Raw genomic sequence first — 13,809 nt, 5'->3', positions numbered from 1 at the left:
CCTCTTGAGAGCCTTGCAGCCAGCATCCTTCGTTGTCCGGTTTTGCACCGCAATGTGAGGTGAATCCGTGCGTTCATCCAAGTCTTCCACCTTATGATCAAGCCCGCCGCTCTCCTTCTCGCTCTGGCGACCCTCGCTTACGCTGCAGACGCGCCGAAAACGCCGGCCCGCAAACCTGCCATGGCTGTGAATCCGCTGGACGCGAAGAACACGGACACAGGAAAGCCTGCGCCTCCTGAGGACCCGGCGCTGGCCAAATACTACATGGAGGAGAAATCCGCGCCGCTGCCACCGGTGACAGCGGCCGTGGATACAGCGCTACCGCTGTCTCTGGCAAAGGGGGATCATGTGGTGTTCATCGGCAACACGCTGTTTGATCGTGGGTCGCAGTTCCCGTATTTCGAGGCAATGCTGCTGAAAGGGCATGCGGACAAACAGCTCGTGGTGCGCACGCTGGCGTGGTCGGCGGATGAGGTGGACTTGATGCCACGCCCGACGAATTTCGGCACGCTGAACCAGCACCTGCATGCACAGAAGGCGGATGTGATCTTCGCGGCTTTTGGCTTCAACGAATCCTTCGGCGGGCTGGAGAAGCTGCCGGATTTCAAGCTGCGGCTCACGGCGCTGGTGCAGGAACTGAAGACACATGCCTACAACGGCAAGATAGCGCCGCGCGTGGTGCTGGTGTCTCCCATTGCCAATGAGAATGTGAGCGGTGTCCCGGCGGCGGACATGAACAACTCCCGGCTTGCCGCTTACACGCAGGCGATGAGTGAAGTCGCCGCCGCTCAGAAGGTCGGCTTTGCCAATGTGTTTGAGCCGATGCTGCCAGCGATGAAGGGGCTCACATTCAACGGCGTGCATCTTGAGGACAAAGGCTACGCGGTATTCGGCGAGGCCCTGTATCGCGCCACCTTCGAAGTCAGCGCCCCAGAAACCACGCCTGAGCTGCGTGCGACCATCGCAGACAAGAACCGGCAATTTTTCCAACGCTACCGGCCGCTGAACGGCTTCTACTACACGGGCGACCGCAATAAAGACTACGGCTATCTCGACTTCCTGCCCGCGATGCGGAGCTTTGATGTCATGGTGGCCAACCGTGACCAACGCATCTGGGCCATTGCGCAGGGCAAAAACTTCGCCGGTAAAAAAGTCGATGACTCCAACGTCCCGGCCATGCCCGAGACCAAGGAAAGCAAAGGGGCGAATGAATGGATGACACCTGCCAATGAACTCGCCGCTTTCAAAGTCGATCCACGTTTCGAAGTGAACCTGTTCGCCAGCGAAGAGCAGTTCCCCGAAATCGCGAATCCCATTCAGATCCGCTGGGACACGCAGGGTCGAATGTGGGTGAGCACTTCGCAGGCCTACCCGCATCTCTACCCCGGCCAGGAGCCGAAGGACCGCCTCATCATTCTCGAAGACACGGACAACGATGGACGAGCCGATAAATCAACGGTGTGGGCGAACAATCTGCACATCCCGCTGGCCTTCGAGTTTGGCGACGGCGGTGTGTATGTCTCCGATGAACCACACCTCACCTTTCTCAAAGACACGGATGGCGATGGCAAGGCGGACTTCAGCCGTCAGGTCTTCACGGGTTTCGGCACGGAGGACTCCCACCATGCGCTGCACGATTTTGTTTGGAGTCCGGATGGCGATCTCATAATCCGCGATTCGATCTTCCTGCACTCCCAAATTGAAACCGCCTACGGCCCTGTGCGCCTCGACAACTCCGGCTGGTTCCGCCTGCGCACCGACACGCAAAAACTGAGCACCTTCGGCAGCTACCCAAGCACGAACCCCTGGGGGGTGACCTTCGACGACTGGGGCCATCACATGGCCAGCCATCCCATCTTCGCCAGCGCATTCCACGCCACGAATCCCCCCTATCCCGAACAGCATCCCGGTGCTGGCAAAATGCCCGTTTACTCCGGCACCTGCGGTCAGGAGTTTGTCGATTTCGATTTCTGGCCGCAGGAACTGCAGGGCGGATTCATCAAGGCGCGCTACAAACCCACGAACAACATCGAGATGCATCAGTGGATCGAGATGGACGACCACTACGAGGAAAAGAAACTCGGCGATCTCATCTTCTCCACCAATCTCAGCTTCATCCCCACCGATGTTAAAGCCGGACCACGTGGCGATTTCTACATCTGCGACTGGTACAATCCCATCAAAGGCCACGCGCAATACTCGTTGCGTGATCCTCGCCGCCTGCGCACCAGCGGCCGCATCTGGCGCATCGTGCCGAAGGGGGCTAAGCTCGCCGAACCGCCCACGGTGGCCGGAGCACCGATCCCCGCGCTGCTCGATCTTTTGAAGAGCCCGCACTACCGCTGGCGCTACCAGGCCAAGCGCGAGCTGCATGAACGCTACGCCGCCGAGGTCAAAACCGCGCTGGATGCCTGGGTGGTAAAACTCGATCCCAAGGATTCCCGCTTCCGCCATCATCAGCTCGAAGCCCTGTGGACCTACCGCACCCTCAGCACAGAAAACACAGCCTTGCTCAAAGAACTGCTCAACTGCGACGAACATCACGCACGCGCTGCCGCGACAACTCAACTGCGTTACGTCGATCTGCCGGATCGCATCGCGCAACTGCAGGCCCGCGCCAATGACGACAATGGGCTCGTGCGCATGGAAGCCGTCATCGCCGCAAGCTACATCGGTACGCAGGACGCGCTGGATGCCGTGCTCGGGGTTCTCGACAAACCCATGGGCGAACACCTGACCTACGCCGTCCGCACAGCGCTCGGCAGCGAGGCGCTCTCGCGGCACTGGAAAGACAAGGAGAACGAGAAGATTGCCGCATTTATGGAAGCCTTCGCCGCCACCTACAAACGCGGTCCTTTCGAGAAGAAAAAGACCGTCGAAGAAACCGCTTTCGATAAACAACCCGGTGTCGCCAAAATCACCATCAACTGCGTGCGCGAGCGCATGCTCTTCGACAAAACCGAATTCAGCGTGAAGCCCGGCCAGCCAGTGAGTCTCGTCTTCAACAATCCCGATGCCACCGCCCACAACCTCGCCATCTGCCAGCCCGGCAGCGTGGAAGAAATCGGACTCGCTGGCAATGAGATGGCCAAGGACCCCGATGGCATCAAAAAGGATTTCATCCCACCGACGGACAAAATTCTGCACCACACCAAGCTGCTCAATCCCAACACCACTGAAACCCTGCGCTTCACCGCACCAAAATCACCCGGAGACTACCCTTACCTCTGCACCTTCCCCGGCCACTGGGTGATCATGCGCGGAGTCATGCATGTGAAGTGAAGGGGGGGCTCTTCTGTCGTCAGCTTTTCTTCGCCTTTTTTGCTGCTTTCTTAACTGCCTTTTTCTTCGTGGATTTCTTTTGGGCAGGTGGAGGCGCTTCAATCGCGATATCTGTGCTCAGGTCGATTCCAAAGATCGCAGAGAGATCGACACCGGCTAGATCACCTTCAGAGGCGGATAGATCGGTGATAGCGGCGCTGCTGGCATTGGAGAGCAACTCGGCTTGATCCACGCCACGCAGGGTGAAGAGCAGCTCCGGTCTCGTGTCGAGCAGCACCCCGACTCCGTAGAGCACGGCGGAGACATGCTTGCACATGTCCGCATGGTCGGGACAGGAGCAGATGAAGCGAATCTCTTTTGGCTTCGGAAACAAGCCTTCGTCGGGATCGGTGAGCACCTTCATCAGGCCATCTCCGAGTTTTCCCGCGAGCAAATCCAGCATGGAGCCGATCTGCCCTGCGCTCGATTTCACGATCTGCTGCCACTGCTTCTTTGGCAGCGGTTGGATGGTGATGCTCGTGTCATACAGTTCTGATCCCGCCACCACCGCGCTGAGCTTGCCTGATTCGATCTTCAGGTCGTACACCTTACCCTGCCGCAGGTAGCTGCGTCCACGCGGAAGCCGCGACTCATAGTCCTGATACGACTCCAGATTGCGGCACCAGGACTGTCCCCAGAAAGTCGTGCTCAGTTTTTTCTGTCCCGCTGGAGCCGGCAGTACTTCAAATTTTTCCCCACGCTTCTTTCGCTTCGCGATCTCGCGCTGCACCTGCTTTTTTTGTTCTTCGACATCTTGGTAGGACCACCACATGGAGTTTTTTACACGACAGCGGAGTTCACATCAAGAGCGACCAAGCTCAGCAATTCCTCCGCACCCATGTCGGTGAGCAGTTTTTCGGCGCCGCCGTCGCCGGTGATCAGGTCGTGGGCGAGGCTCATCTTTTCTTCGATCAGGGCGTCGATGCGTTCTTCAATGGTCCCCTGGCAGACAAATTTGTGAACCATGACGTTCTTTTTCTGCCCGATGCGGAAGGCGCGGTCGGTGGCCTGGTTTTCGACGGCGGGGTTCCACCAGCGGTCAAAGTGGATGACGTGGCTGGCAGCGGTGAGATTGAGTCCTGTGCCACCGGCTTTGACGCTGATGACCATGAAGGGCGGGCCGTCGGGCTGTTGGAAGGACTCCACTAACTGCGGGCGCTTCTTCACGGCAGTGCCGCCATGGAGGATAAGGCCCTCGCGGCCAAAGACGGTGGCGAGGAATCGGGCGAGTGGATCGCAGGTCTCTTGAAACTGTGTGAAGATGAGCGCGCGTTCGCGGCGCTCGGCGAGTTCGCTGCAAATTTCCGCGAGCCGCGTGAATTTGCCGCTGTCTGCGGGGTTCCAGGCACCGTCGCCGTTCCAATGACTTGGATGATTGCAGATTTGTTTGAACTTGAGCAGGAAGCCGAGCACAAGGCCCTGACGCTTGATGGGTTCCATCTCCTTGTCGGCGAGCATCTTGGCGAGTTGATCGACGAGTTTTGCGTAGATGGTGGCCTGACGTTTCGTGAGGCCGCAGAAGGCCTTGGTTTCGATTTTGTCGGGCAGGTCGCTGATGATGCTGCGGTCCGTTTTCATGCGGCGCAGGATGTAGGGCTGCACCAGTTTGCGCAGCGGTGCAAAACCTGCGCTGCTTTTGGCACAGCGTTTCACCGCATCGGCAAAGGCGGCGGAACCGCCGAGCAGGCCGGGATTGAGAAAGTCGAAAAGGCTCCAGAGATCGCCGGGACGGTTCTCCACCGGTGTGCCCGTCAAAGCAATGCGCGTGGTGGCTTGCAACCGCTTCACAGCCTTCGTGCTTGCGCTGCCCGGATTCTTGATCGCCTGCGCTTCATCCAAAATAACGACGCTCCACGGGTGCTGCTGCCATGACTCGGTGCGTTGCAGAAATTGGTAGGTGGTGAGCATCGCATCGCACCCGCGCAGAGCTTCGGCAGGATGCTGCACCGCGTGATCAAGATTTTCGCGCGAGGTTTGCGACGGATGGGCTATGAAGAGTTTTAAATCCGGCGCGAACTTTGCCACCTCGGCCTTCCAGTTTCCGACGAGTGAGGCGGGAACGATCAGCAAGCCGGGCGCTTTTTTCTCTGTTTGCCGTGCGAGCAGCAGCGCAATGACTTGCAGTGTTTTGCCGAGGCCCATGTCGTCTGCCAAACAGGCACCGAGGCCAAGTCGGGTCATGAATTGCAGCCAAGCGAAACCCTTGAGCTGATACGGGCGAAGGGTGGCGCAGAGATTGGACGGAGTTGGCGACGCAGCGGGATCTCGCATCTGCTGGAGCACGGCAGCGAGATTCTTACCAGCAATGATGTCACTCCAGTCATGGACAGCTTCCGTGCCCGCTTCCTCCACGGCCGCCAAACGCGGATCAAAGCCCGCGAGCATGCGCATTCCGTCGAGGAAACCGATGCCGCCTTCGCCGGTGGCATGCTGAACCCTTTCCCAATGCGACATCACCTCCTGGAGTTGGGCGCCATCGACCTCGATCCAGCGGCCGCGGAGTGAGACGAGGCCGGTGTCGGCGCTGAGGAGTTTTTCCCATTCGGCGGCGGTCAGGGGCTCGCCTTCGAGGCTGGCGGCGATTTTGAAGTTGAGCAGGGCTCCGGCATGGAGGGAGGATTTTTTTGGGGCATCGATCGTCACGGAGACGGCGGGGCGGGGGCCTTTGCCGCTGCGCCACCAGTCGGGGAGTTTCATGACGATGCCGCTCTCTTGAAAGACTGTGGTCTCACGCAATACGCGAAAGGCCTCCTGAGGCGACATGGCCATGGGTTGAAAGAGGCGCTTTGTTTCCAGCCACTCTCGGAGGAGTTTGGATTTCTCGGCGGCGGTGCGGACTGGTGCCAGGAGGGCATTGAGGGCGGTTTGATCTTTCTGGCCGGAGTAAAGCTGGAGCGCACGGGCCAATGGCAGGTGCTGTGGCTGGCCGGTGGCGCTGAGTTTTTCGGTGAAGGTGGCCAAGAAGGCGAAGGGGCGCTGGGTGTCGGTCTTGTTTTCGGCGAGGTGGAAGGTCACGCGGCCGACGACATGCCATGCGGGGCATTCCTCGCGAAGCCAGGACTCCACGCCGTTGGTGGCCAATTGATTGATGTGCTGGGCGAGATCGTGCCACCAGCGTTCGAGGACTTCCAGAGTGAGGTATTCCGCGCCAGCGAAGGGTGGTGCCGCGGCCATGAAGTCGGTCAGGGAGGGGGCGGGAATACTCAGGGCATCCTTGGTCTGGCAGAGGCGGGTGAAGAACTGCTGGGCAAACTCCCGGAGCCATTTCCAGGGGGGCTCCAGTTCGGCGGTGAGCAAATCCGTGCTCAAAACTCGAAAAATGGCGATGGGAGAGCCGGCGGAAGAGATTTTCCTTTCCGCCGCCGATTCCGCCACGCCTTCGTGGGAAAGAAAACCTGCGGGGGTGAGGACGGGGGTGAGCATGGGATGTGTGTGGACGAGGAAGCGTTGTCAAACAAGGAGTGGGAATGTGGAAATTCAGCAATCCTCGTTTCCCAAAGGCCACTCTCCATGCTATCGCTCCGGTTCCCCCGCCGCTGACCGGCGTGGGCCTCAATTCCTCGCATGTCCAGCCTCATCACCGACCTTCCCATTCTGCTCCGACCGTTCGATGCACGCACCCGTCAGGAGGCGGAACGCCTTGCAGACGATGATGCCGTGAGGGGACTGGAACTGCTGGAAGATGAAATGATGGCCGAGGTTCGGCTGGATGACCGCCCGGCCCAGGTGCGCTGGCTGCGGGGCGAGCATGGCTGGCACGGCGAGACTGACGTGGACGACGATCAGGAACTGGAAAATCTGGCCCTGTGCACCACGCTGGTGGCCGTGCAGCGCCGTGAGGCCCGTGGCACGCTGCCGATGATCCCGGTGGAGGAAGAGGACTTTGAGCACCTGCTGACTGCCAAGCTTGAGCGTCCGCTCACGCCTGATGAGGAGAATTATCTGAGCAAGATGGAGAAGCGCTACGAACGTGTGCGCCTCACCGGCAAGATTTTTGACCAGGACATGGTGCGTCTGCATCCGAAGTGGGCGATTCAGAGCCTGGAACCCGTTGCGCTGTGGCCTGAAGCGCCCAAAACCTTGCGTGAGTTCTGGAACTACATCGCGCTCGCGCTTGCTGACAAAGGACTCGCTGTGCCGGCCTTCCTGCGCGGCATGTCCGACATCGACGGCACCCGTGAAGCCCTGCGCGAATGGCGGCACGCCAGTACGGTGCCGACCTGGCAGAAGCGCATTCGTGAATTCATCGATTCACGTCAGGATGACCGGCAGGCCCACCGTCAGCCGCCGCGTGTGTGCGACTTCCGTCTGCTCATCACGGTGAATGATGCTCGCCTGCAGATGCGCCTTGAAGGTGAAACGCCGTCCCCGTACACCACGGTGGATGCCGCGCTGCTCGACAACCTGCGCCGTGAATACCGCGATGGACGCATCGTGACTTCTGGCGGCTCGGAACTGCTGCTGGTTTCCTGTTTGTCGCAGAGCGATGAGAACTGGAACGACTCTTTCCGACTGGAATCCAAACATCATGCGCTATGGCTCGCGACGCTGTTCCAACAGCCCGCGTTGCAGGAGCGCATGATCACCCTGGATGAAGTGCCTTTCCAGCGTGCGGCCGAGCCTCTGAGCTGGGTGGCGCGCCTGAGCGAGAACGGGCTGAATCTGACCCTGCAGCTTGAAACAGCGGACGGTACTCCCGCTCCACTGCCGCTGCGCATTCTGCGCGGGGTGCAGACGTTGTACCTGAGTTCCGACACTTTGTTCAGCGGCCCCGTGTGGCTGCATGATGAGTCCCGCATTGATGCCAGTGTGACCATGCCGCTGGAAGCGCTGGCCACCGCAGAGGGCATCTCCTTCATGCGTGAGATCGACATCCCGGTGCCCGACGCGATCAAGAGCCGTGTGCGCCACGAGGATTTGCACGTGAACATCACCGCCGCCTGTCTGGCCAAGACCTCGCACTCCGGCGGAGCTGAGTTTGTCACCCTCAAGGCCGAGGCGGTCGATGGTGAAGGGCGCGTGCGTGAGATGCTGCGCTTTTCCGGCTGGCAGCCGGTGGATGAAAAAAAAACGGCTGAAAACGACGACACCATCGTCTGCCGCGACCGCCGAGCCCTGCGCGACGCCGAAGAGCTGATGAACCAGCTGCGCCGCACCTGGGACATGGAGAATGACGCCTGGCGCGTGCGCATGGCGAAAGACTTCCCGGATGTGTTTCATGCCTGGGCCGGGCAGCTCCCTGAGAACGTCAGTCTGAAGACGGATGAAAGCCTGCAGACCATTCTTGCGGATCCGCTGATTGCCCGCGTGCGCATCGAGGCCACCCAGGCCGGCAGCATTGACTGGCTGGACCTGCGTCTGGTTTTTGACATCGAAGGGATGGACCTCAAACCCGCCGACATCCGGCGCCTCATCGCCGCGAAGGGCGAGTTTGTGCGTCTGGCTGATGGCAGCTGGCGCCGTGTGAAGCTGGAGCTCAGCGATGAGCAGCAGGAGATGCTCGACCGTCTGGGCATCGACCTCAATGAGAACAGCGACGAGTCTCACCGTCTGCACTGGCGGCAGCTCGCGCAGGAGAATGCCGCGGAGATCGTCAATCCGAAGGCCTGGAGCAAGATCGTGGAACGCATGGAGGAGGCGAAGCTCGATGCGCGCCCTGACGTCCCCGAGGGGTTGAACGTCACGCTGCGTCCTTATCAGGTCGATGGTTTCCATTTCCTGACCTACCTCACCTCGAATCGATTCGGCGGCATCCTGGCGGATGACATGGGTCTGGGTAAAACTCTGCAGGCCATCACGTGGGTGCTGTGGCTGCGCTCACGCAAAAAGGTCGACGGACCGCACCTGCCGGTGCTGGTGGTCTGCCCGAAATCGGTGCTAGACGTTTGGGCGCTGGAATTCAAGAAGGGCTCGCCGGATCTGCGGGTGCTCGTGCTGCATGACCGCGATCTGTTTGATCTGAACCTGGTGATGACGCAGATCGACGTGGTGGTGATGAACTACGCGCAGATGCGTGGTTTTGATGGCGAACTCGCTGCCGTCCGCTGGCTTGCTGCGATTCTCGACGAAGGCCAGCACATCAAGAACCCGGACTCGAAGGCCGCCAAGGCCGCGCGCCAAATTCGTGCGGACAACCGTCTTGTGCTGACGGGTACGCCGCTGGAAAACCGCCTGCTCGACCTTTGGAGTCTGATGACCTTTGCCACACCCGGAGCCCTGGGTGAGCGCGCCTACTTCCACCGCCACTTTGACCGTCGCAAAGATCCGCGTGCCTCAGAGCGTCTGGCTGCGCGTCTGCGTCCGTTCCTGCTGCGCCGCACGAAATCCCAGGTGGCCCGCGACCTGCCTTCACGCAGTGAAGAAAACCTGCTCAGCGAGATGAGCGGCCGTCAGGCAGAGCTCTACAAAGAAGAGCTGGCCCGTGCGCAGCACATGGTGCTGAACAGCTCCGGCTTTGACATGGTGAACCGTCGCCGCTTTGCCATTCTGCAAGCCCTGACGCGCCTGCGGCAGATCTGCTGCCATCCGGGTCTCGTGGACAAAACGGCGGAGAATGAAGAGAGCGCCAAGCTCACCTCGACCTTGGAAGTGATTCAGGGACTGCATGATGAGGGCCACAAGGTGCTGCTCTTCAGCCAGTTCGTTTCCATGCTGAAGATCATCCGCACGAAGCTGGAGGAAATGAAGCTGCCTTACCACTGGCTCACCGGAGCGAGCACGGACCGTGCGGGCATCGTCAGAGCCTTCCAGGAAGATGAAAACGCCAGTGTGTTCCTGCTGTCTCTTAAAGCCGGCGGCAGCGGTCTGAATCTGACCGCCGCGTCCTACGTCATCCTGTACGATCCATGGTGGAACCCTGCGGTGGAGAACCAGGCGATTGACCGAGCGCATCGTATCGGCCAGACGCAGCCCGTCATGGCCTACCGCATGCTGACGAAGAGCACGATCGAGGAGAAGATCATGACCCTGCAGCACAAGAAGAACCTCATGGTCAACAATGTGCTGGGCGAAGGTGGCTTCACCAACCTGCTGGAGAAGGAAGACTTCGACTTCTTGTTTGATATTGAGGCGGAGAAAGTCGCCTAATGCAGACCGTCCATGTTCGGCATGGACGGCGGTATGGTGGAGCGGAAGAACGTGCTCCAGCGCCCCTTCAGGACGCTTCCTGAAGGAACGATGCGCGGTGGTTCATGAGACCCAGGGCTTGTCGCTCCGCTCCTGCGCCCTGAGCTGACTCCGTGGGTCTTTCAGACCCGGTGCGGAGCGGTGCTTGAGGGGGGGGCATTCTGCAGGGTGTTCGGCACTGGCTGCTGCTTTCGGGCGTCTTGTGGTGTGCGTAAGGTGACCGGCATGCGAAGAATCATCGGCTGCCGCTTTCGAGCATTTTCTGGCACTCGAGCGTCATCCAGTCCGTCGAAAGCGGCAGCTGCGTTCGTTCCTCACTGCGCGACCGCAGTCCATATAGGGGCGTGGCCAGCTACAGGACGCGGCATTGATGCTGTGACGACGATGTGCAAAGAAGGTATTCGATTTTGATCAACACCCAGAACGATCAAGTCGCCAGGTTTACAACCGAACGCCGGCGATCTTGCCTGCTGAGTCTTGGCAGGGTTGGCTCGATGGGAGAACGCCGACGGCAGTTACTTACTGATTGAAGATGAACTGCCGGGTGTTGATCAGTGCGTAGATCAGGTCCTCCACGGTGCTGAGGCCTTTGTCCTGGGCCTGAAGGCAAAGGTCTTTTTCCCTGGCGGTGGGCTTGCGGGAAAGCACGGCCATATAAGCGGCGTCAATTTTTTCGTCGGCAGACCGGGCCCTGCCCACGGTGAGCATGAGCTGGCTGTAGCGGTCAGCGATCTGCGGCAGGAGCTCTCCATTCATCAATGCCAAAGCCTGGGGGACGGAGGCTTCACTGTTGCTGTTCTCAATGAATTCCCGGTCGCTCTGGCCAAATTCGCGCAGGAAATGACCGCGTGGGGCGGGGCTTTCGATTTCCGCAGCGCGCAGCCACTGCTGGGACTGCCTGGCCCGCGAACGGAAGTAGTCCCGCCACTGCTTGCGGGGGATGGCATAGTACATGGCCTCTTCGCTCCAGACCTTTATCTCAGCTTCGGCGACCTCCGTCTTGGTCATCTTGATCTTGCCATCATCTCCAGCAGCGGCCATCGCGCGCTCGTCGCTGGCAGCGCCGGCCGCCTGCATGCTGGCACTGGGGGCGGCTTGAATCGGAACCTCCCGATTGGGTTCATAAGCAATGGTCTCGAAGGGCTTGCCGGTGACCTTCTCGAACAGCTTTTTTTGGCCGGGAATGATCACGTCCGTCATGACAGTACGGCGGGCCTTGTTATAAAGGGCCGTGATCTCACGGTTGATGGATTTAACTTTCGCATTGCACTCAGCAGCGCGGGTGATGGCAGCCTTTTTTTCAGGTCCGGTGACTTTGGCGGCGATGGATTGGTATTTTTTGGCCTCATCGTGGGCCTCCGCCATCAGCTTCTTCATGGCCTCCAGACCTTCCGGTTGCTCCTGGTACTTCTTGGCGGCCGCTTGAATGCTCTTGAGCGTCTCAGCCGGATCGGCGATTTTTCCCACCGCCAGCCTGCGCTGCTCCAAGTATTCGCGGGCGGTCATGTTTAGCATGTCGGGATTCGGGTTGATCAGCGTCACAAAGCTGTCCCACAGTTGCTCGGCGGTCATGCGGCGCAGCAGCGGGCCGGTGAAGTGGCAGGCAGTCCCGGGCGCCAGCTCTTCTTGGGAGGCCTGGCGCTGGTAGGTGCTCGTGTTGAAAAGGATGCGCAGATACGCCTTCATGTCGTAATTCAGGCTCACCATGAGCTTTTCAAGATGGCTCAACAATTCGGGATTCACCGCCACGGTATTGTCCGTGAGATCGTCGAGCGGCTCGATGAGGGCGAGGCCGAAGGCCTTTTTCCACAGGCGATTGACCACGACCTTGTTGAAGCGGTCGTTGTCGGGATTCGCCAGCCAGCGTGCGTAGGCCTGGACCCGTGTTTCACCTGGCAGAGGAGTACATGCATGGCCCGTCATGGCAGCCGCTTCGACGACGGATTTGGGCTTCGCATCATCATACCTGTAATCCTTTGGCAGAGTGAGCTTGCGCTTCTCGTCAAAGGTCACCTTGGGATAGTGCGGGTTGCCACGATACAGGGCCTGATTGAATAAACGCTCAGCCTGGTGCAAGGCCTCCTCAGCCTCCTGGCGTGCCCGCCTCACTTTCTCCACCTCCGCCCAGTAAGCGAGGCGTTCGGCCTCAGCAGCCGTTTTTTTGGGCCATTCAGGCTCTTTGAACATGGTATGAATGGCCATGCCTTGATCACGCACAAGGTCGCTGATGCCGCCCGCGACACCGCCGCCGTAGTCTCTGATCTCCGCGCCATAGGTGAAGGCGGCCATCTCGTAGAACTGCTTCTGTGTCCATTTGTCAAAGGGGTGGTTGTGGCACTGGGCGCATTCGATGCGGGTGCCCAGGAAGACGCGCACCGTGCTTGCCGTGTTGTCCAAGGGCATGCCACGATCACGTTTGTAGTAGCCAATCGCACCATCGGACCAGGCCTTGCCCTCTCCGGCGATCATCTCCCGCACGAACATGTCGTACGGCTTGTTGCTGCGCAGGGCATCCTTGACGAAATGAACATACGCGGGGCCTGTTCGCTGGGCCTTGGATTGAACACGCAGCACATCCGCCCAGTAATGGAAGTAGTTCTGCACATAGCCCTCGGAATCGAGGAGCTTGTCGATCAGTGCCGCCCGCCTTCCCTCTTCTCTGGAAGCCAGAAAATCCTCAGCCTCACGCGCGGTGGGAATCCGGCCCACCACATCCAGATAGATGCGGCGCACGAAAACATTGTCATCCGCCGGGGCGTTGGGCGTCAAGTTGTTAGCCGCCCAGTCCCGAGCCAGAAGCGCGTCAATTTCGGCGGCGGCGGAGGAAACTTCGGTGTCGGCCCGGGCGAGAGTGCCAGGCCAAAACGTGACGATCATTGAACATGCCAGGAGGCTTCTCATGCGAGGTGAAACGCAGAATCACGCCTTGCTGTTGCAGACGGCTACGTCGTCCCAGAACTATGAGTTGGGAAAAGCACAACTTCAGTGCGGTCCCCACTTTTGGAAAACATGGGGTTCTGCTATTACAATCGTCGTCATTGAGGCAACGAGGTGCGGTGGCTTAGGCAGTGTTTTAAAACCAGTTTGAAGGAAAAAAAATTGTGCGCCCGGTGAGTTTGAGCCACTGGCAAGTCTCATGCTCAATCAACGATTCTCTTGGTGGGGGCCGCTCAAGCAGCGGCTCTTAAAAAAAGTCGCGTTGTGAAACAGGGTGGCCGGCCACAGGCTGCCATGGCTCTGGTGCTCGACGGTTTGTTTTACCGCCTTCGCAATTGCGGGCCATGGCGCGACCTGCCGCCCCAGTTTGGTCCGTGGGAGACGCTCTACGGCTGGCATCGCAAGCTGGCGCGCGCTGGAGTGTGG

General features: G+C 59.6%; 6 protein-coding genes. 3 read left to right on the top strand and 3 right to left on the bottom strand.

Annotated elements, in window-relative coordinates; genetic code table 11:
• The first annotated feature begins 93 nt into the window (after window positions 1-93).
• Window positions 94-3,282, top strand: coding sequence for a PVC-type heme-binding CxxCH protein (locus tag WAW39_RS24530; protein WP_422321794.1), 3,189 nt, complete (start codon window positions 94-96; stop codon window positions 3,280-3,282).
• A 19-nt stretch (window positions 3,283-3,301) separates the two neighbouring features.
• Here WAW39_RS24530 and WAW39_RS24525 read toward each other — a convergent pair whose 3' ends face one another.
• The gene (locus tag WAW39_RS24525; protein ID WP_422321793.1) at window positions 3,302-4,093 is read right to left on the bottom strand and encodes a hypothetical protein; all 792 of its coding nucleotides are present in this window, start codon (window positions 4,091-4,093) and stop codon (window positions 3,302-3,304) included.
• 8 nt (window positions 4,094-4,101) lie between these two features.
• Entirely contained in the window at window positions 4,102-6,744 is a 2,643-nt protein-coding gene (locus tag WAW39_RS24520) for a DEAD/DEAH box helicase (RefSeq protein WP_422321792.1), read from the bottom strand.
• A 141-nt stretch (window positions 6,745-6,885) separates the two neighbouring features.
• Between WAW39_RS24520 and WAW39_RS24515 the strand changes: the two genes are divergently transcribed.
• Window positions 6,886-10,407, top strand: a complete 3,522-nt coding sequence (locus tag WAW39_RS24515; protein ID WP_422321791.1) for a DEAD/DEAH box helicase — start codon at window positions 6,886-6,888, stop codon at window positions 10,405-10,407.
• A 558-nt stretch (window positions 10,408-10,965) separates the two neighbouring features.
• Here the strand turns inward: WAW39_RS24515 and WAW39_RS24510 are convergent.
• Window positions 10,966-13,347, bottom strand: a complete 2,382-nt coding sequence (locus tag WAW39_RS24510) for a DUF1549 domain-containing protein (RefSeq protein ID WP_422321790.1) — start codon at window positions 13,345-13,347, stop codon at window positions 10,966-10,968.
• Window positions 13,348-13,605: 258 nt separating this feature from the next.
• Between WAW39_RS24510 and WAW39_RS24505 the strand changes: the two genes are divergently transcribed.
• A partial coding sequence (locus WAW39_RS24505; protein ID WP_422321789.1) for a transposase occupies window positions 13,606-13,809 on the top strand: 204 nt, incomplete at its 3' end.

Source organism: Prosthecobacter sp., assembly GCF_049294395.1.
Taxonomy (GTDB): Bacteria; Verrucomicrobiota; Verrucomicrobiia; order Verrucomicrobiales; family Verrucomicrobiaceae; genus Prosthecobacter.
Note: the sequence above shows the minus strand (reverse complement) of the source record. Positions and strands in the feature narration are given on the sequence as shown.